Here is an 18,530-nt window from a genome sequence, read left to right as displayed (position 1 = left end):
CATGTTCAAGCCGAAAACGCCGAAGACCACCGATGTCTGGTCGAAAGAATCCGCCGCCGCCTCCGCCGCGACGACCGCCGTCACACCCTCGGCGCTGACGTACATCGGTGCGGGCAGCGAGGTGCATGGCGACCTACGCGCGGCGGGCAATCTGCGCGTTGACGGCACGATCTTCGGCACGGTGCAGGTCGATGGCGATCTCGAAGTCTCCACCACTGGCGCGATCGAAGGCAAACAGGTCAGCGCTCGCAGTGTGCTGGTGCACGGGCGCATCAAGGCCAAAGTGCACGCGACGGAACAACTGCGCATTCACGGCCAGGGTCAGGTCGAAGGCGACGTGACGGCACAATCACTCGACATCGAAGCCGGGGCGCATTTCACCGGCTACAGCCGCACCGGCATGACGCAAGAGCCGGAGGTGCTGCAACTCGATCACGAGGCTCAGGTGCCCGAGCCCAATCAGGCGCAAGGCGATCCCGACATTCGATCCGCCGTTTGACATTCATCCTGCATGCTGAAAGCTGACATGCTGTAATGCCTGCATGTCAGCCGAATACGCCTCATCCCGCTCCCTCCCCCAAACCGACAAACGCCCCCGCAGCCGCTCGATGCGTAGCTTGAGCGGCTTGCTGCCGTTTCTGCGCCCGTATCGTGGACGCATTGCGGTGGCGCTGCTCTTCTTGTTGCTCGCTGCGGGCAGCACCCTGGCCTTCCCCATGGCGCTACGCTGGCTGATCGACGCCGGCATGCTGCATGCGCAAGCCAGCCGGGCGGCTTTAGGCTGGCATTTCGCCGGACTGTTCGGGCTGGCCGTGGCGCTGGGGGTGTTTTCCGCCGCGCGCTTTTATATGGTGAGTTGGCTGGGCGAGCGCATCACCGCCGATGTGCGCAGCGCCGTCTATGCCCACGTGCTGCGGCAGAGCCCGCAGTTTTTCGAGCACACGCAAACCGGCGAAGTGCTGTCTCGTCTCACCACCGACACCACGCTGGTGCAGACCGTTGTCGGCACCAGTTTTTCCATGGGACTGCGTAACGTGGTGGTGCTGATCGGCGGTATGACCATGCTCATCATCACCAATCCCGGTCTGATGCTGGGCGTGCTGGTGGTGATTGCCGTGGTGGTGGCCCCCGCCGTGTTCATCGGCCGCCGTGTGCGGCGCCTGTCGCGCGCCAGCCAGGACCGCATAGCCGACGCCAGCGCGCTGGCCTCCGAAGTGCTCGCCGCCATGCCTGTGGTGCAGAGCTACGCCCGCGAAGACGACGAAGCCCGGCGATTTTCCAACTCGGCCGAAACCGCATTCCGCACCGCGGTCAGCCGCAACAAGGTGCGCTCGCTGCTCACCGCCTTCATCATCGTCGCCATGTTCGGCGCCCTGCTCTATGGCCTGTATCTGGGCACGGTGTCGGTCATGGAAGGCCGCATGAGCGCCGGTGTTCTGGGCCAGACGGTGCTCTACATCGGCCTGGTGGCCGGTTCGGCCGCTGCGCTGGCCGAAGTGTTTGGCGATCTACTGCGCGCCGCCGGCGCCACTGAGCGCCTGATGGAACTGCTGGCTGAGCAATCGCCCGTGCGCAATCCGGCGCATCCGGTCGCGCTACCCGCGGTGCAGCGCGGCTCGGCGGTGGTGCTCGACCATGTGCGGTTTTTCTACCCTTCGCGGCCGGACAAACCGGCGCTCGACGACTTTTCGCTGCAAATCGAACCCGGAGAAACCGTGGCCCTAGTCGGCCCCAGCGGCGCGGGCAAGACCACGGTGCTGCAACTGCTGCTGCGCTTTTACGACGCGCAGCAAGGCAGCATCCGTATCGACGGCGTGGACGTGCAGCAGGCCGACTTCAAGGCCTTGCGCCAGCGCATCGGCCTGGTGCCGCAGGACGCGGTGATTTTTTCCGCCAGCGCGGCCGACAACATTCGCTACGGCCGCCCTGAAGCCACCGACGCCGAAGTGCAGGCCGCAGCCCGCGCGGCGCAGGCTGAAGAATTTCTGCGCGAACTGCCGCAGGGCGACGCCACTTATCTGGGCGAGCGCGGCGTGCGCTTGAGCGGCGGGCAGCGCCAGCGCATCAGCATCGCCCGCGCCATTCTGAAAAACGCCCCGCTGCTGCTGCTCGACGAAGCCACCAGCGCGCTCGACGCCGCCAGCGAACGCGATGTGCAGACCGCGCTCGAACACGCCATGCGCGACCGCACCACCCTGGTCATCGCCCACCGCCTCGCCACCGTGCAGCGCGCCGACCGCATTGTGGTGATGGATCAGGGCCGCATCATCGACATCGGCACCCACGCCGAACTCATGGCTCGCGGCGGCCTCTACGCCAGCCTGGCGTCGCTGCAGTTCATGCAGTGAGGTTTACAGTCCCAGCTTGTCCGCGACGAAATCCGCATCCTTGTCGCCGCGGCCGGAGAGGTTGACCAGAATGTCAGCGTCCTTGCCGAGCACTGCGGCCTGCTGCATCGCCCAGGCGACGGCATGGGCCGATTCGAGCGCGGGAATCAGACCTTCGGTGCGCGACAGGGTCATGAACGCCTCCAGGCAGGCCGCGTCGTCGACGGCGTAATACTCGGCGCGGCCCAGATCCTTGAGATAGGCATGCTGCGGCCCCACGCCGGGGTAGTCGAGTCCGGAGGCGATGGAATACACCGGATCGGGCTCGCCCTCCTTCACTACCTGCAGCAGATAGGAACGAAAGCCGTGCAGCGTGCCGGGCTTGCCGTAGGTGAGCGTGGCCGCATGCTTGCCGGTCTCGCGACCGATGCCCGAGGGCTCTACGCCCACCAGACGCACGCCCGGATCATTGATGAAGCCGGAAAAAATACCCATCGCGTTCGATCCACCGCCCACGCAGGCCGCGACCACATCGGGCAGCTTGCCCGCCTGCTTCGGAAATTGCTCGCGCGCTTCGCGGCCAACGACCGACTGGAACTCGGCCACCATCATCGGGAAGGGGTGCGGACCGACCACCGAGCCGATGGCGTAGAAGAAATGCTCGGGGTCGCGCAGATATTCGTCGAAGGCGCTGTCCACGGCATCTTTGAGCGTCTTGGTGCCGCGATCGACGCTCACCACCTTGGCGCCGAGAATCTTCATCTTGGTGACATTGGGGTGTTCCTTAGCGACGTCGATCTCGCCCATGTGGATTTCGCACGGCAGCCCGACCAGCGCGCAGGCCGTGGCCAGCGCCACGCCATGCTGCCCGGCGCCGGTTTCCGCCAGCACCTTGGTCTTGCCCATGTGCTTGGCCAGCAGCGCCTCGCCCAGACAGTGATTGATCTTGTGCGCGCCGGTATGGTTGAGGTCTTCGCGCTTGAACCAGATGCGCGCGCCGCCGCAATGCGCGGTCAGGCGTTTGGCCAGATAAATCGGGCTGGGGCGACCGACATAATGGGTATAGAGATCATCCAGCTCGCTGCGGTAAGCCTTGGTGTCGCGGATGGACAGATAGGCGCGGCCGATGTCGTCCATGACGGCCTTGAGATGCGGCGGCAGGTACTGGCCGCCGTAGGGCCCGAAGTTGCCGTTGACGTCCGGTTGAAGATCGATGGCTGGCTGCATGCAAAATCTCCTTGAAATTGACAAACCGATAGTATCCCTCCCCATTCCGAGTACTTTGACCCGATTCATGCCTTCCCTTTCCACCCCTTACGAAGACCTGATGCGTCACGTCTTCACCCACGGCCAGGACAAGACCGACCGCACGGGCACGGGCACGCGCAGCGTGTTCGGTCACCAGATGCGCTTCGATCTGTCGGCCGGTTTTCCGCTCATCACCACCAAGCGGGTGCATTTCAAAAGCATCGCCTACGAGCTGTTGTGGTTTCTGCGCGGCGAGTCGAACGTGCGCTGGCTCCAAGAACATGGCGTGACGATCTGGGACGAATGGGCGCGCGAAGACGGCGAACTCGGGCCGGTCTACGGTGTGCAATGGCGCTCTTGGCCCGCGCCCACGGCAGACGATCCGCACCGTTCCATCGACCAGATCAGCGAAGTGCTGCGGCAACTGCGCACCCAGCCCGATTCGCGCCGCATCATCGTCAGCGCCTGGAACGTCGGCCAGATCGCGGAAATGGCCCTGCCGCCCTGCCATGCGTTTTTCCAGTTCTACGTCGCCCCGCCGCGCCAACCCGGAGGACCGGGACGCCTGAGCTGCCAGCTCTATCAGCGCAGCGCCGATATTTTTCTTGGCGTGCCCTTCAACATCGCCAGCTATGCGCTGCTCACCTTGATGATCGCGCAACAGACCGATCTTCTACCGGGCGATTTCGTCTGGACCGGGGGCGACTGCCACCTCTACAGCAACCACTTCGCCCAGGTGCAGGAGCAACTCAGCCGCGCGCCCTACCCCTACCCCACACTGGAGTTCGCGCGCAAACCCGAGAGCCTGTTCGACTACACCTTCGACGACTTCGTGCTGAGCCACTATCAGCACCATCCGGCGATCAAGGCGCCTGTGGCGGTATGACCGAACTCGTCCTCATCGCCGCCGTGGCGCGCAACGGCATGATCGGCAAAGACGGCGGCATGCCCTGGCATCTCCCGGCCGATCTGCAGCACTTCAAGCGCCTCACCCTGGGCCACCCCATTCTGATGGGGCGCCGTACCTGGGATTCGCTGGGACGACCGCTTCCAGGGCGGCGCAATATCGTGATCAGCCGTCAGCCCGGATGGCAGGCGGCGGGGGCGGAACATGCCGAGTCACTTCCGGCGGCACTGCAGCGGGTCAGTGACGATGTGAGCAACGATGCACTGGCCTTCGTCATCGGCGGCGCCCAGCTCTATGCCCAGGCACTGCCCCTGGCCGACCGGCTGGAACTCACCGAGATCGACTACGACTTCGACGGCGACACGCGCTTTCCCGATTGGGACCGCGGCCGCTTCACCGAAACCGCACGCGAATCGCACCTCGCGCCAGAAGGCTGGGAGTATCACTTCGTCACCTACACCGCCAAGACTGCATCGATAGTCTGAGAGAGTGTGAACCGTGGCGGTATGCGCAATGTTGTTCCAAGGCGTCGCCGTCTGGGCGGGGCTGCCCGCCTTTTTGTTCGCCCCTCATGCTGCTGGGGTTCCGCCTCAATACCCGGTTCACCTGGATTTTGCTGCTGCTCGGTCTCGCCGGGTTGGCCGCGCAGGGGCTGTCCATCGCCTGCGCCGGCTGGGCAAACGCCAGCGCCTGGCTGCCCGATTGTTGCGGTTTGGGCTGCGCTGCGCGCATGCTCTCTGCTGAAGGGCTTTGGTGGCTCAATCTGGCCTGGCTGCTGCTGGCGCTGACCGTCATCGCAGCCTGCGCAGCGGCGATCTGGCGGCTGGCTTTGCCAAAACGCAGCAAGCAAAAAGCTCCGTAACGCGGTTTGCATTCTGAAACATGCCGGATTCGCGCCTTCCGGTAGATTGCTCGTAAACAAACACGAGGAGACTCTATGACAGCCGCGTCCATCGCCCCGGTCAACAAGACATCGCATATCGCCATCGCCAGCTTCATCGGCACGGCCATCGAGTTCTACGACTTCTACGTTTACGCCATTGCTGCGGCGCTGGTCATCGGGCCGGTGTTCTTTCCCAGCGCCTCGCCCACGGCGCAAACGCTCAACGCCTTTGCCACTTTCGGCATCGCGTTTCTGGCGCGGCCGGTCGGCTCCTTTTTGTTCGGACATTTCGGCGATCGATTCGGCCGCAAGTCCACCTTGGTCGCCACGCTGCTCACGATGGGCGTGTGCACCACGCTCATCGGCCTGCTGCCCGGTTATGACCACATCGGCGAGCTGGCTCCGTGGTTGCTGGTCATTCTGCGCATCGGCCAGGGGCTGGGGCTCGGCGGCGAATGGGGCGGCGCGGCGCTGCTCGCCACAGAAAACGCGCCCAAGCACCGCCGCGGTCTGTTCGGCATGTTTCCCCAGCTTGGGCCCTCCATCGGCTTTCTCGTGGCCAACGGTCTGTTTCTGCTGCTGGGACTGCTGCTCAGCCACGAACAGTTCATGGCCTGGGGCTGGCGCATTCCTTTTCTGGTTAGCGCCGTGCTGGTGTTCATCGGCCTGTATGCGCGACTCAAACTCACTGAAACCCCCTTGTTCCAGGCAGTCGCCAAGCAACCCCGACGCGTTCCGCTGACCGAACTGCTCAGCGGCCACCTCAAGCCGCTGATACTCGGCTCGTTGTCTATCGTGGTCTGCTACGCCTTGTTCTATATCAGCGCGGTGTTCGTGCTGAGCTATGGCATCGGCACCTTGCATCTGCCCAAGCCGACGCTGCAGGCCTGGCTGATGTTGGCCATCGTCTGCATGGCCGTGGCCACCGTGTTGTCGGCCTGGGCCAGCGACGCCCTGGGCCGACGCGCCGTCTTGGTCGCGTCGGCCGGGGCCGCGGTGCTCTGGGGCTTCGCCCTCGCGCCGCTGCTGGGCTCAGCCACCACCACGGGCGTAGGAATATTTCTGTGCGGCGCCCTCTTTCTCATGGGCATGACCTATGCGCCGCTGGGCGCGATGCTGCCCGAGATTTTTCCCACCACGGTGCGCTACACCGGCTCGGGCGCGGCCTACAACCTCGGTGGCATTCTGGGGGCTTCGCTTGCTCCCTATGTCGCTCAGGTGTTGGTGGCGCACGGTGGGCTGAGCTGGGTAGGCGGCTACATTTCCGTGGCGGCTGTCATCAGCCTGCTCGCCGTTCTAGGGCTGGGTGAAACCCGGCACCGGGATCTCGCTCAAACCGAGTCTGTTTCCATTTCCTGATGATTTGCGGGCCCTGTGCCCTGGAGGTCTTTTGATGCGCCATACCACCCTGGGTTTGATGATGGTTTTCGCCGGATTGAGCGCCACCGCGTCCGCCAAAGATGCGCCCATGGAGCCCGGGCTCTGGAGCATGGACATTCACGGCACGACTCGCGTCGATCCGAACCTGAGCGTGCCGATGCAGCGCGATGTCAAGATCTGCGTCAAACCGGGGCAGAAACCGGAGAGCGTGGTGGTGCCAATGGACGGCAAGCAGTGCACACGCGAACAAGCCACCTTGGCCGATGGCGAGACGCAATGGACCTTCCACTGCGATTTGCCGCAAGCCAAGGTCACGCAGACCGGCACCTTCCGCACCGGCCCAGCAACATTCGAGTCGAAATGGAGCATCACCAGCGTCGCCCCCTCCGGCGCAACCACCCAATCAGACATGCAAGTGAATGGCAAGCGCCTGGGCAGCGATTGCGGCGACGTGAAGTAAGAACCCACGCCCCAACGTCGGAAATAAAAAACCGCCTCAAGAAATCTTGAGGCGGCTGCGTCTCCTCGGCGCGCCGAGGCCAACCCGGCCTGGCCCACTCTTCTCCAGATACCTCAGGCCACTTTGCGGTCGAAGAACTGCTCGTCTTCGGTCGAACCCTTGAGCGCGGCGGTGGAAGCCTCGTTCTCGATCGTCGTGGTGACGGCGTCGAAATAGCCGGTGCCGACCTCGCGTTGATGCTTGACCGCGGTGAAGCCCTTGGGCGCTGCGGCGAATTCGGCCTCTTGCAACTCGACGAAGGCGCTCATCTGGTTGCGGGCATAGCCGTAGGCCAAGTTGAACATCGAATAGTTCAGCGCGTGGAAACCGGCCAGGGTGATGAACTGGAACTTGTAGCCCATGGCGCCCAATTCCTTCTGGAACTTGGCGATGGTGGCATCGTCGAGGTTCTTCTTCCAGTTGAAGGACGGCGAGCAGTTGTAGGCCAGCATCTTGCCGGGGAACTTGGCATGAATGGCTTCAGCGAAGGCCTTGGCGTAGGCGAGGTCGGGCTTGCCGGTTTCGCACCACACCAGATCGGCATAGGGCGCGTAGGCCAGACCGCGGGAGATGGCCTGCTCCAGGCCGGGCTTGGTGCGGTAGAAGCCTTCGACCGTGCGCTCGCCAGTGCAGAAGGGCTTGTCGGTATCGTCAACGTCGGAAGTGATCAGGTCGGCCGCTTCGGCGTCGGTGCGCGCCACCAGCACCGTCGGCACGCCCATGACGTCGGCCGCCAGGCGCGCTGCCACGAGCTTGGCAACAGCCTCGCGAGTCGGCACCAGCACCTTGCCGCCCATGTGGCCGCATTTCTTCACCGAGGCCAACTGGTCTTCGAAGTGCACGCCGGCGGCGCCGGCCTCGATCATGGACTTCATCAGCTCGAAGGCGTTGAGCACGCCGCCGAAACCGGCTTCGGCATCGGCCACGATGGGGGCGAAATAGTCGATGAAGCCTTCGTCACCGGGCTGCTTGCCTTCCATCCACTGAATCTGATCGGCTCGGGTGAGGGTGTTGTTGATGCGCTTGACCACGCTGGGCACCGAGTTGGCCGGATACAGCGACTGGTCGGGATACATCTCGCCAGCCAGGTTGGCATCACCCGCCACTTGCCAGCCCGACAGGTAGATGGCCTGCAGGCCGGCCTTGACCTGCTGCATGGCCTGGTTGCCAGTCAAGGCGCCCAGGGCGTTGACGAACGGCATGTCGTGCATCTGCTTCCAAAGACGATCCGCACCGCGACGGGCCAGCGTATGCTCAACCATCACCGAACCGCGCAGGCGCACCACTTCCTCTGCGCCATAACCGCGCTTGATGCCCTTCCAGCGCGAGTTCTGCGCCCAGTCCTGTTCCAACGCTGCCACTTGCTGTTTGCGATCTGCCATCTTGCTTCTCCGGGTGAATGAAAATTCGATGCTTGAGCGTAGTTGACTTTTGCGGCGCAGCATAGTCTTGTGTCTTATATAAGAGATAATTTTATGTCTTTATAGATCAATGATTTAAATTCTATTTTTTGCAATACGGAACATTTTTTTGCTGAGTGAAACCCCTCAGGTCTGCGTTGCAGCAGGCTGTTTTCACATCACGATTTCCAAATTTCGCATTGTGAGAAATGCGCCCGTCCCGAAAGCCTTCGCTACCCTCGACACTCCCCTCTCAAGGAAACTTGGGGCGGCCCGGCGAGTTCTCTTTCACTTCCTCGTTCCATGACTTCCCTACCCTCTGCGGACAAACCGGGTCCGAGTCGCCCGACCGCCTTTCCCCATGAGTCGCCGCGTCACAAGGCCGAATTGTTTTGGGTGTTCAACCACCTTACCCTGCTGGGGGTCGGCGGGGTATTGCCGTTTGCTCAGCGCATTCTGGTGGAAGACAAACGCTGGTTGAGCAATGGAGAGTTCGTCGAGATGCTCAGCCTGAGCCAAGTGCTGCCAGGGCCCAACCTGATCAATCTTGCCCTGATGGTCGGGCAGCATTTCTTCGGCTGGCGTGGGGCGGCCGTGGCCCTGGCGGGCATGCTGGTCGCGCCGCTGGTGCTGATCTTCCTCGTTGCCATCGCCTACGCCCAATACGCCAGCACGCCCGCAGTGACTCATGCATTGCGGGAATGTCGGCCGTGGTGGCCGGACTGGTGATTGCCATGGCCATCAAGCTCTTTCCCGCCATTCGCCATTACCTGCCCAACTGGGGCTGGGCGGGGCTGGCGTTTGCCGGGGTGGGCCTGCTGCGTATCAACCTGCTCTGGGTCTTGGTCGTACTCGGTCCGATTGCCGTAGCACTGGCCTGGTGGCGCATTCGGAGGGCCTGATGCACACCCTCTCAGTCGCCCTGGCTTTTTTCGGCCATTTTCTACTGTGGTCTCTGCTTTCAGTGGGCGGCGCCATCGGCCTGCTGCCCGACATGCACCGCTATCTGGTGGTGGAGCAACATTGGCTCAGCGATTCGGCGTTTACCTCGGCCCTGGCGCTGGGGCAGGCTTCGCCCGGCCCCAACATGATTCTGTTTTCCGCCCTGCTCGGCTGGCAGATTCTCGGACTGCCCGGTGCCCTGCTAGCGGCCATCGGGCTGATTCTGCCGTCATCGCTCATTACCGTGGCCTATTTCCGCTACAGCCGGATTCACAAGGATCGCCACTGGGTACGCGCCATGCACGATGGCATGGCGCCCATCACCGTCGGCCTGCTGCTTTCCTCCGGCTGCCTGCTGGCGCGGCAGGAAGCCACCAGTTGGCAGCGCATCGCGCTCATGCTGCTGACCGTCGTGCTGGTCGTCCGCACGAGGCTCAACCCCTTATGGCTACTGCTCGCCGGGGCATTGTTGGGTCTGCTCGGCTTCATTTGAGGGAGAAATCACGCACATGCTCAAACGCATCAGCCCCCTGCAATCCGAGCCGGTGTATCGCGTCGACGCGCTGCGCCAGATCGAATCCGAGGCCGCGCGCACATTACCCCCGCACAGCCTCATGCAGCGCGCGGGCAGTGCCGTGGCCCGGTTGGCGCAGGCTTGCTATCCGCACGCAAGACGCGTCGTCGTGCTCGCGGGCGCGGGAAACAACGGCGGCGACGGCCTTGTGGCGGCCACGCAGTTGCACCAGGCTGGACGCGACGTGCTCGTCCTCGCCTGCGGCGCCGAGACGCTGAACGAATGGCGCTCTCGCCTGCCCGCCGACGCTGCGTGGGCCTGGGCGCAAGCGCAGACGGCTGAGGTTCGGTGCGCCCTGGACGATCACAGCACCTTGCCCGAGGCCGATCTCTACATCGACGCGCTGCTGGGCCTTGGCCTGCGGGGCCCCATGCGAGCGCAGATGGCCGAGATCATTCAAGGGCTCAACGCGCAGCGCGGCGCCCCGGTGCTCAGCGTCGATCTGCCCTCGGGGCTGGATGCCGACACCGGCGCCGCAACCGACGTCTGCGTGCGCGCCACCTTGACTCTCAGCCTGCTCGGGCTCAAACCCGGTTTGCGCACTGGGCCTGCATCAAGCTTATGCGGCACGCTGTGGCAGGACGATTTCGGCGTCGATGCGGCAACGCATCATCCGCAGGTAGCGATTGATGCCACCTGGCTCGGCGCCGATCTGATTCGCCCTCTGCTGCCGGACCTGTCACAGTCCGCCCACAAGGGGCAGCGGGGCGACGTCGCGGTGATCGGAGGTGCCGCAGGCATGACAGGCGCTGCCCTGCTCGCCGCCCGCGCGGCAGCCCAGCTCGGCGCCGGCAGAGTGTTCGTCGGCCTGCTCGATGACCAAGCCCCCGCCGTAGATCTGCTGGCGCCAGAACTGATGCTGCGCTCCCCAGCCGCGCTACTCGACGCCCAAGGTGGCCGAACCTGTCTGCTCGTCGGCCCCGGCGCCGGTTGCGACGACGCCGCCCGCACCTACTTGGCGCAGGCTCTGGCCCAACCCGTCCCCCTGGTGCTCGACGCCGACGCGCTCAATCTCCTGGCCGCGACTGATTCGCTGCAAACCCTGCTACGGCAACGCAAGCCCATCACAACCCTATTGACGCCCCACCCCCTTGAGGCGGCCCGACTGATGGGCGTCTCGGTACAGGCGATTGAGTCGGACCGTCTCACCGCTGCGCGCACCCTGGCTCAGCGCTTCGCCTGCTGGATTGTGCTCAAGGGTCACGGCACCCTCATCGTCTCGCCGCAACAAACAGCGTGGATCAATGCCACCGGCAATGGCCTATTGGCCACGGCAGGCAGCGGCGATGTGCTGGCCGGCAGCGCGGCCGCCCTGCTCGCAGCAACAGGGAAGGCTTCATCAGTGCTCGCCGCCGTCTGGCTGCACGGCCAAGCGGCTATCCACTACGCCCGCAAACACGGCCCCGGCGGACTCACCGCCGCCACACTGCCGTTGTGGATGGCGGCAAGCTGGGCCGATTTACCCTATCGTCGTCCCCGCCCTGGCATTGACGAAAATGCAGACTTTTGCTAACTTGCTCTCATGTCTATGTCTCGCATTCCTTTCGTCTCAAAGTTATCGATCAACGCTGAAGTTGCGCGTGATGTTAGTGTTCGGTCTTTCGGGGGCGGCGAGGGCGCTTGCGACGCTTTGCTACTGGGCGGTCTACTACTGGCTTTGCCATCGAATGCCGCGCGCGACTGATTGACGTTTTCATCTCGTTTTTCTAAATCCCAAGCGCCCGCGGCTTAAGCCACCGGGCGCTTTTCTTTTATATGCGCTTGCCATGACGATTTTCTGCACCGATCTGAGACGACTACCCACCGGCGGTCGGGTCCTGCACCCGCGACAGCCCGACCGCCCCATCGTCGCACCCTCTATGCCCTGCGCAACCCCATTCGCTTTCTGGAGATGACCTCATGTTGAAGCAACCGAACACCAAATACCGCGCCTTTCCTCAGATCGATCTGAAAAACCGCACCTGGCCCGATCGGGTCATCACCCAGCCGCCGATCTGGATGAGCACTGATCTGCGCGACGGCAATCAGGCGCTGTTCGAACCCATGGATGCACAGCGCAAGATGCGCATGTTCAAAATGCTGTGCGCCGTTGGCGTCAAGCAGATCGAAGTGGCCTTTCCGTCTGCCTCGCAAACCGATTTCGATTTTGTGCGCGAACTCATCGAGGGCGGTCACATTCCCGACGATGTCACCATCGAAGTGCTGACCCAAGCGCGCGAAGATCTCATCCGCCGCACCTTCGACTCACTGCGGGGCGCCAAGCGGGCGATCGTGCATGTTTACAACGCCACGGCCCCAAATTTCCGACGCATCGTGTTCAACGTCGACGAAGCGGGCTGCACGCAGATCGCGGTGAATGCGGCCAAACTCATCAAGCAGATCGCTGCCGAGCACCCGGAAACCCAATGGACCTTCCAGTACAGCCCCGAGGTGTTCAGCGGCACCGAGCTTCCCTTTGCCGTCTCGGTGTGTAACGCCGTGACCGAAGTCTGGCAGCCCACGCCGGAAAACAAGATCATTTTCAACTTGCCGGCCACGGTCGAGATGAGCACCCCCAACATCTATGCCGACCAGATCGAATGGATGCACCGCCATCTCGACAAGCGTGACAGCATCATCCTGTCGCTGCATCCGCACAATGATCGGGGCTGCGCCGTCGCGGCTGCAGAGCTCGGCGTGATGGCCGGTGCCGACCGCGTGGAAGGCTGCCTGTTCGGCAATGGCGAACGCACCGGTAATGTCGATCTGGTCACCCTTGCGCTCAACCTCTATTCACAAGGCGTGAACCCGGGGCTGGATTTTTCGAACATCAACGCCGTGGCGCGCACCGTGGAGGAATGCACACAGTTGCCCGTGCATCCTCGCCACCCCTATGCAGGTGATCTGGTGTTTACCGCTTTCTCCGGCTCACATCAGGACGCCATCAAAAAAGGTCTGGCCGCACAACGTCAAGATGCCCTGTGGGAAGTGCCGTATCTCCCCGTCGATCCGGCCGATCTCGGCCGCGCCTACGATTCGGTCATCCGCGTCAACAGCCAGTCCGGCAAGGGCGGCATTGCCTATCTGCTCGAAGCCACCTACGGTCTGGTCATGCCCCGCCGTTTGCAGGTCGAGTTCAGCGGCGTGGTGCAGAAACACACTGACGCCACTGGCGCTGAAGTCACCGCACAACAACTCTGGCAGATGTTCAATGAAGAGTATGTGCAGATTGGGCAGCCGCTGCATCTGCACAGCTACCACCTCAGCGACCACGGCGAGCGCCAGGGCGTTCGCCTCGAAATCGAAGTGGATGGCAAACGTCTGAGTCTCACAGGCGAAGGCAACGGCCCCATCGACGCGGCCATCCATGCCCTGCGCCTGCCACTGGCCGTGCACAGCTATGAAGAGCGCGCACTCGGCCTTGGCGCGGATGCCAAAGCCTCGGCCGTCGTCGAAATGGCCATCGCAGGAACGGCCACCAGCACCTACGGAGTGGGCATGGACGCCAACATCGTCACCGCCTCCGTGCGCGCGTTGATCTCCGGCGCCAACCGCCTGCTGCAGCGCCTGCCAGAAGCCGAGGCGCGGCAGCATCTGGAATCCCTGCAAGCCCCATTGCGTGCTGTAGCTTGAACCCTTACTAGGGAATGCGCACCAAAAGAAAAAGCCCGCTAAGGCGGGCTTTTTTATTGCTTTTCCGTCAATGATCAGATCTGACGACTGGTCATTTACTTAGTAATTTTGGTCGGGGCGAGAGGATTCGAACCTCCGACCCCCTGCACCCCATTCCGATATGCAGTAGGCTGGAACCCGCATGAAAGCTTGCTCTGCATGAATTATTTACCTCATTTGGGGGAATCTAGGGGGAATTGATGGCCTACTTCGAGCAACGTAAAAACGGTTGGCGCGCACAAATCAGGCAGCGCGGTATGCCGTCCATTTCGCGCACCTTTGATCTGAAAGCCGATGCCGAAGCCTGGGCTCGCGAGGTCGAGCGCGAAGTCCAACGCGGCAATCGTGCCGTGCTACGCGACGACGCAGGGAAGATCACCATCGATCAGGTTGTGGCCCTCTACACAAAGCATGTGTTGCCGATGAAAAAGGATCATAGTGCTGCGTCGAACCTGCGCGTGGTACATGAGCGGTTCGGCGCGTCATTCCTGAGCGCCGTGCGAAGTGTCGATGTGGCGGCGTGGCGCAATGAGCTCGTCGAGGCAGGTTACGCGGCGCAGTCCGTTATCCATCGGCTTGCAGCCCTCTCGAACCTGTTCACTTATGCCGAGCAGGAAATGTCCATTACCTTGCCTGCGGGCAACCCGGTGCGCGCGATTCGCAAGCCGATAAAGCCGAAGGGCCGTGATCGTCGGCTGCGGCCCGGTGAACTCGATGCATTGCGGCGAGGCGCGGCTGCCGCGCGGTCGCAAGTGGTGGGCCTGCCGCAGATCATCACGCTGGCCGTCGAGACCAGCATGCGCCTGGGTGAACTGCTAGGTCTGGAATGGTCGCGCATCGATCTGGCGCGACGCACCGCGCATCTGGTGGACACCAAGAATGGTGAAAGCCGAACCGTGGCACTGTCCAGCGCCGCCCTGGACGCCCTGCGCACCCTGCCCCGCCGCATCGATGGCCGGGTGTTCGGTTGGCAGAACAAGGACAGTTTCGAGAAGGCATGGACGCGTTGCAAGGTGCGTGCGCTGGCGGCGTATCAAACTGACTGCACGGCATCCAACTCCAAGCCCGACCCCACATTCCTGATCGACCTACGCTTCCATGACTTACGCCACGAAGCCACGTCGCGTTTGTTCGAGAAAGGTCTTGGCGTCATGGAAGTAGCCTCCATGACCGGCCACAAGTCACTCGCCATGCTCAAGCGCTACACCCACATCGAGGCGGAGAAGTTGGCGCAGAAGCTAGGGTAAGCAAGCACTCAAACGGCCCACATAACTGCGCGCGGTTCATCCCCGCGTGAGCGGGGAACACATCAACTCGTGCGTATTCCAGCGCAAACCCGCCAGCCATCCTGATCCAAAGCCGCCACCGGCGCTGACATGTCGAAACCCCTTATGCGGCTGACCTGGACGCGGCGGCTGACGGGGGGCAGGTCACCTATATGAACGTCTCCCGTTTGTGCATGTCTTCTTGTGCGTCGACGGACAGGATGGACTGCAGCTTTATATCCGGGCTTGTTGCAGCCTGCGTGGCTGCAGCCCTCGATGAAATCCGTACGTCAATTTTCGTCGCCCTTGTCTGTTCGCCGAGGACATCACGGACAAGAAGGGCAAGATGAGAAAGCGCTATCGGCTCGATTGGGTCAGAACGCCCTTCGAGAGGCTTGCCAGCCTGCCGGACGCGCCTGCCTTCCTGCGACCGGGCGTCACGCTCGATGCCTTGCGCAAAACCGCCACGGCGATGTCGGACAGGCGCGAGCGGCGCCGGTCCAGCTCGTCCTGGAGCATGGCCGCGAAGGTTTCCAGGAAGGGCTGCTGGGCGGCCTGGGCCTGCATCACACGGGTCGACAGGGTCTCTGCAATGCCGGACAGGCGCAACTCGCGCAGGGCGCGTTCGATCTCGATCCTGTTCATGGCTGAGTGCCCTCAAGGGATTGGGTGGCGGCGTGGGCAAAGAGATCGCCATACTCGTCGGCGCTGCGAATGAGCGCGTGTTGCTGGGTCAACGTTGAAGGCGACGCCGACGGTTTCGGGGTGTCGGCCTCCAGGGCAGCCAAGGCATCGGCCACGAGCCGTTCGGTCAGCGCCTTGACGTGGCGGTAGCTGTGCACACCTTGCTCCATGGCCGCCTCGCAGGCCGCGTCGATAAACAGGTGTGGATAGCGCCGCGCCAGGTTGACGATGCCCCAGAGCTTGCGCTGGCCCACCCGGCCTTCGATGGTGCGGGTCCACAGATCCTGGTAGATGGCGGTGGCGTTGCGGCCCAGGCGCAACTGGGCGTCGATGAAAGCGCGGTGGGGTTCGCACCTGGAGATGCCCAACGGTGTTGCAACCGGCGCCAGGGTCGGTGGCCACCCAAGTTCGACACCGCTCCGCCGATTTTCCCCGCTCCAAGGCGCAAGAAGCTCATTGTTGACAGGGGTTTGGCACATCGAGAGCGCGTGGTCCAGACGACATTTGTAGTGGCACGTTTAATGAGTGATGTAGTTCCTTGTTTCTCGCTGTTGCGCTACACTTGCGCCATGTTTCTCAAGCTCACGAAGTCTGGCGGCCGGCATTACGCGCAGCTCGTCGCGTCCTTCCGCAACGAGGCCGGCCAGCCGCGCCAGCGCACCATCTGCACGCTGGGCCGGCTGGAGCCCGGCGGTGATGTCGACAAGCTGATCGCCTCGTTGCAGCGGGCGCGGGGCCTGGACGCCGCCCCCGCCGGCAACCCGCTCGACGGCCTGCGTTTTGAGGGCAGCCGCTGTGCCGGCGATGTGTGGGCGCTGTGGCAACTGTGGCGCACCCTGGGCTTCGATGGCCTGGCCACCGCCTGGCGTGGCTCGCGGGTCGAGGTCGATGTGCTGGGGTGCCTGCGCGCCATGGTCTTCAACCGCCTGTGCGACACCGGCAGCAAGCTCGGCGTGCTGCGCTGGCTGGAGACGGTGGCGTTGCCGCTGGACTTCGGGTTCGCCGACGGGCCGCCGCAGCACCAGCACCTGCTGCGCGCCATGGACGTCATCGACGAACACAGCGATGCGCTTGGCGCACGACTGGCCACGCTCATGCGCCCCCTGATCGACGAAGACTTGTCAGTGGTGTTCTACGACCTCACCACCGTCGAGGTCGCCGGCGAGGCGGTGGTGGCTGACGACGTGCGCGCCTACGGGATGAGCAAGTCAGGGATGGTGGCGCGGCAGTTCATGCTGTCGCTGGTGCAGACCGCTGAAGGCCTGCCGATCGCCCATGAGGTGCACCCGGGCAACATCGCCGAGGCCAAGACACTGCTGCCGATGATCAAGTCGCTGCTGGCGCGCTACCCGCTCAAGCGTGTGGTGCTGGTGGCCGACCGTGGGCTGCTGAGCGTGAACAACCTCGACGAGTTGGCCACGCTGCAGGCCACGCTGGCCGGCGAGGGGCGCGCCGTGAGCCTGGAGTACGTGCTGGCGGTGCCGACAGCACGCTATGGGGACTTCGCCGAGGCGCTGCGCACCTCGGCCAGCAGCCAGCCTGCCGACCAGCCGTGGGTGGCCGAGAGCACTTGGCAGTCATCCAGCAAGTCGTCGTCCAAGTCGACGTCACCATCAGCGCCCATCCAGCGCCGACTGGTCATCGCCCACGACCCCGAGGTGGCCCGGCGGCGCACCCAGGCGCGCAACAAGGCGATCACGGAGCTGCTGGCCCTGGGTGAGCAGTGGGGCGGCAAGCTCGATGCGCAGGACGCTGGCGCAAGCCGCCGCGGCCGCCCGCTGTCGGACTCGGGTGCGAAGGCGCGCTTCTATCACGCGGCCCAGGACGCGAGCCTGGCCCACCTGATCAAGGTCGATCTGCAGGCCGAGGCCTTCAGCTTCCACGTCGACGAGGACAAGCAGCGCGACCTTGAACTGCTCGACGGCAAGCTGCTGCTGGTGACCAACACCGACGCGCCAGCGGTCGAGGTGGTGCAGCGCTACAAGAGCCTGGCCGACATCGAGCGAGGCTTCCGGGTGCTGAAGTCCGACATCGAGATCGGTCCGGTGTACCACCGGCTGCCAAAGCGCATTCGCGCGCACGCGCTGGTGTGCTTCATGGCGCTGATCCTGTACCGGGTGATGCGCATGCGGCTAAAGGCCAACGACCACGATGAGTCACCGATCCGCCTGCTGCAGCAACTGCAGCGCATCCATCAGCAGACCGTGCGCACCGCCGACGGGCAAGCTCTGCACGGGCTGACCGAAATGACGCCGACGCAAAAGTCGCTGTTCTCCGTTCTCCAACTGCCAATGCCGACGCCTGCCGCACTCTCCAAGCCCGTTTTGTAGTCTGCGCCTTTGACCATCGTCCTCGTCAAATCAATGACTTACGCTCTTGAAGTGTCGAACTCGGGTGGCCAGGGTGGCGCAGTTTGGCTGGGGGAGTCGGTGGCCACCCCGGGGCAGTTTGCTGAGTCGGCGGCAAAGCGCTGCTGATACGCGCGGATGGTGTGGCGCGAGATGCCGGTGATGCGCTCGATCTCGCGCTGCGTGGCGCCGCCCTTGAGCAGCGTCCGTGGTTTGTAGATGTGGCTTCAAGACGTTCAACCTCGGGCTCCCTCGGAATCAGGGAGCAGAAAGTAACGTCCTACCTGTCGGGCCTCGCGGCGCCCGACGCACCTTGCTCAATGCGTCAGATCACCGCGGCCAGGGTGGAGCAGTTTGGGTGGCCGCCGGGGGGATAAGTGGCAAAAAGCCGCGACTTATTTATCGCGCTCCCCTTCGCCCAC

At 63.5% G+C, this 18,530-nt stretch carries 16 protein-coding genes and 3 pseudogenes; 14 read left to right on the top strand and 5 right to left on the bottom strand.

Annotated elements, in window-relative coordinates; all coding sequences use genetic code 11:
• Position 1 precedes the first annotated feature (1 nt).
• Both THI_RS08020 and THI_RS08015 read left to right on the top strand, forming a co-directional pair.
• Positions 2-499, top strand: coding sequence for a bactofilin family protein (locus THI_RS08020; RefSeq protein WP_013105751.1), 498 nt, complete (start codon positions 2-4; stop codon positions 497-499).
• A 109-nt stretch (positions 500-608) separates the two neighbouring features.
• The gene (locus tag THI_RS08015; RefSeq protein WP_013105750.1) at positions 609-2,348 is read left to right on the top strand and encodes an ABC transporter transmembrane domain-containing protein; all 1,740 of its coding nucleotides are present in this window, start codon (positions 609-611) and stop codon (positions 2,346-2,348) included.
• A gap of 3 nt (positions 2,349-2,351) precedes the next feature.
• Here the strand turns inward: THI_RS08015 and trpB are convergent, their stop codons facing one another.
• Positions 2,352-3,554, bottom strand: coding sequence for a tryptophan synthase subunit beta (gene trpB / locus THI_RS08010; protein WP_013105749.1), 1,203 nt, complete (start codon positions 3,552-3,554; stop codon positions 2,352-2,354).
• A gap of 67 nt (positions 3,555-3,621) precedes the next feature.
• Here trpB and THI_RS08005 point away from each other — a divergent pair, with 67 nt between their 5' ends.
• The 5 genes from THI_RS08005 (at position 3,622) to THI_RS07985 (ending at position 7,205) form a co-directional block, all read left to right on the top strand.
• Positions 3,622-4,461, top strand: coding sequence for a thymidylate synthase (locus THI_RS08005; protein ID WP_013105748.1), 840 nt, complete (start codon positions 3,622-3,624; stop codon positions 4,459-4,461).
• Positions 4,458-4,967, top strand: a complete 510-nt coding sequence (locus tag THI_RS08000) for a dihydrofolate reductase (RefSeq protein WP_013105747.1) — start codon at positions 4,458-4,460, stop codon at positions 4,965-4,967. The genes THI_RS08005 and THI_RS08000 overlap by 4 nt, the downstream gene beginning before the upstream one ends.
• Positions 4,968-5,053: 86 nt before the next feature.
• Positions 5,054-5,344: a hypothetical protein gene (locus THI_RS07995; RefSeq protein ID WP_013105746.1), complete on the top strand. Its 291-nt coding sequence runs from the start codon at positions 5,054-5,056 to the stop codon at positions 5,342-5,344.
• A gap of 75 nt (positions 5,345-5,419) precedes the next feature.
• Positions 5,420-6,724 carry an MFS transporter gene (locus THI_RS07990; protein ID WP_013105745.1) on the top strand — a complete coding sequence of 435 codons (1,305 nt, stop codon included), beginning with the start codon at positions 5,420-5,422 and terminating at the stop codon, positions 6,722-6,724.
• A 34-nt stretch (positions 6,725-6,758) separates the two neighbouring features.
• Entirely contained in the window at positions 6,759-7,205 is a 447-nt protein-coding gene (locus THI_RS07985) for a DUF3617 domain-containing protein (RefSeq protein WP_013105744.1), read from the top strand.
• A 113-nt stretch (positions 7,206-7,318) separates the two neighbouring features.
• Here the strand turns inward: THI_RS07985 and aceA are convergent, their stop codons facing one another.
• Positions 7,319-8,626: an isocitrate lyase gene (aceA, locus tag THI_RS07980; protein ID WP_013105743.1), complete on the bottom strand. Its 1,308-nt coding sequence runs from the start codon at positions 8,624-8,626 to the stop codon at positions 7,319-7,321.
• 321 nt (positions 8,627-8,947) lie between these two features.
• On the opposite strand from aceA, the gene THI_RS07975 reads away from it, so the two are divergent.
• From THI_RS07975 to THI_RS07955, 6 genes are all read left to right on the top strand, one after another.
• On the top strand, positions 8,948-9,373 hold the full coding sequence (locus THI_RS07975; RefSeq protein WP_231836453.1) for a chromate transporter: 426 nt from the start codon (positions 8,948-8,950) through the stop codon (positions 9,371-9,373).
• Positions 9,346-9,546 (top strand): hypothetical protein, encoded by a 201-nt coding sequence (locus THI_RS19315; protein WP_231836451.1) that lies wholly within the window; start codon positions 9,346-9,348, stop codon positions 9,544-9,546. Before THI_RS07975 ends, THI_RS19315 begins: the two co-directional genes overlap by 28 nt.
• Positions 9,546-10,079, top strand: a complete 534-nt coding sequence (locus THI_RS07970) for a chromate transporter (protein WP_013105741.1) — start codon at positions 9,546-9,548, stop codon at positions 10,077-10,079. The genes THI_RS19315 and THI_RS07970 overlap by 1 nt, the downstream gene beginning before the upstream one ends.
• Positions 10,080-10,095: 16 nt before the next feature.
• Positions 10,096-11,673: a bifunctional ADP-dependent NAD(P)H-hydrate dehydratase/NAD(P)H-hydrate epimerase gene (locus THI_RS07965; protein ID WP_013105740.1), complete on the top strand. Its 1,578-nt coding sequence runs from the start codon at positions 10,096-10,098 to the stop codon at positions 11,671-11,673.
• A 386-nt stretch (positions 11,674-12,059) separates the two neighbouring features.
• Positions 12,060-13,772, top strand: coding sequence for a 2-isopropylmalate synthase (gene leuA, locus THI_RS07960; RefSeq protein WP_013105739.1), 1,713 nt, complete (start codon positions 12,060-12,062; stop codon positions 13,770-13,772).
• A gap of 239 nt (positions 13,773-14,011) precedes the next feature.
• A complete protein-coding gene (locus THI_RS07955) occupies positions 14,012-15,058 on the top strand; it encodes a tyrosine-type recombinase/integrase (protein ID WP_013105738.1) in 1,047 nt (348 codons plus the stop codon).
• A gap of 492 nt (positions 15,059-15,550) precedes the next feature.
• Here the strand turns inward: THI_RS07955 and THI_RS18425 are convergent.
• Positions 15,551-15,721 (bottom strand): annotated as a pseudogene (locus THI_RS18425) (ATP-binding protein); the annotation flags it as partial.
• A pseudogene (locus tag THI_RS07945) lies at positions 15,718-16,095 on the bottom strand (IS21 family transposase); the annotation flags it as partial. The pseudogenes THI_RS07945 and THI_RS18425, both read right to left, overlap by 4 nt.
• A gap of 234 nt (positions 16,096-16,329) precedes the next feature.
• Between THI_RS07945 and THI_RS07940 the strand changes: the two are divergent.
• On the top strand, positions 16,330-18,090 hold the full coding sequence (locus tag THI_RS07940; RefSeq protein ID WP_013105737.1) for an IS1634-like element ISThsp12 family transposase: 1,761 nt from the start codon (positions 16,330-16,332) through the stop codon (positions 18,088-18,090).
• A gap of 62 nt (positions 18,091-18,152) precedes the next feature.
• On the opposite strand, the pseudogene THI_RS18420 reads toward THI_RS07940, so the two are convergent.
• Positions 18,153-18,348 (bottom strand): annotated as a pseudogene (locus THI_RS18420) (IS21 family transposase); the annotation flags it as partial.
• Positions 18,349-18,530: the final 182 nt, after the last annotated feature.

This window comes from Thiomonas arsenitoxydans, assembly GCF_000253115.1.
Taxonomy (GTDB): Bacteria; Pseudomonadota; Gammaproteobacteria; order Burkholderiales; family Burkholderiaceae_C; genus Thiomonas; species Thiomonas arsenitoxydans.
The sequence above is the reverse complement of the archived record's forward strand: the minus strand, read 5'-3'. Positions and strand labels throughout refer to the sequence as shown.

Bases quoted from the DNA above. Each gene is read 5' to 3' on its own strand.
- THI_RS08020 (WP_013105751.1), top strand. From the start codon at position 2: ATGTTCAAGCCGAAAACGCCGAAGACCACCGATGTCTGGTCGAAAGAA.
- THI_RS08015 (WP_013105750.1), top strand. From the start codon at position 609: ATGCGTAGCTTGAGCGGCTTGCTGCCGTTTCTGCGCCCGTATCGTGGA.
- trpB (WP_013105749.1), bottom strand. From the start codon at position 3,554: ATGCAGCCAGCCATCGATCTTCAACCGGACGTCAACGGCAACTTCGGG.
- THI_RS08005 (WP_013105748.1), top strand. From the start codon at position 3,622: ATGCCTTCCCTTTCCACCCCTTACGAAGACCTGATGCGTCACGTCTTC.
- THI_RS08000 (WP_013105747.1), top strand. From the start codon at position 4,458: ATGACCGAACTCGTCCTCATCGCCGCCGTGGCGCGCAACGGCATGATC.
- THI_RS07995 (WP_013105746.1), top strand. From the start codon at position 5,054: ATGCTGCTGGGGTTCCGCCTCAATACCCGGTTCACCTGGATTTTGCTG.
- THI_RS07990 (WP_013105745.1), top strand. From the start codon at position 5,420: ATGACAGCCGCGTCCATCGCCCCGGTCAACAAGACATCGCATATCGCC.
- THI_RS07985 (WP_013105744.1), top strand. From the start codon at position 6,759: ATGCGCCATACCACCCTGGGTTTGATGATGGTTTTCGCCGGATTGAGC.
- aceA (WP_013105743.1), bottom strand. From the start codon at position 8,626: ATGGCAGATCGCAAACAGCAAGTGGCAGCGTTGGAACAGGACTGGGCG.
- THI_RS07975 (WP_231836453.1), top strand. From the start codon at position 8,948: ATGACTTCCCTACCCTCTGCGGACAAACCGGGTCCGAGTCGCCCGACC.
- THI_RS19315 (WP_231836451.1), top strand. From the start codon at position 9,346: ATGTCGGCCGTGGTGGCCGGACTGGTGATTGCCATGGCCATCAAGCTC.
- THI_RS07970 (WP_013105741.1), top strand. From the start codon at position 9,546: ATGCACACCCTCTCAGTCGCCCTGGCTTTTTTCGGCCATTTTCTACTG.
- THI_RS07965 (WP_013105740.1), top strand. From the start codon at position 10,096: ATGCTCAAACGCATCAGCCCCCTGCAATCCGAGCCGGTGTATCGCGTC.
- leuA (WP_013105739.1), top strand. From the start codon at position 12,060: ATGTTGAAGCAACCGAACACCAAATACCGCGCCTTTCCTCAGATCGAT.
- THI_RS07955 (WP_013105738.1), top strand. From the start codon at position 14,012: ATGGCCTACTTCGAGCAACGTAAAAACGGTTGGCGCGCACAAATCAGG.
- THI_RS07940 (WP_013105737.1), top strand. From the start codon at position 16,330: ATGTTTCTCAAGCTCACGAAGTCTGGCGGCCGGCATTACGCGCAGCTC.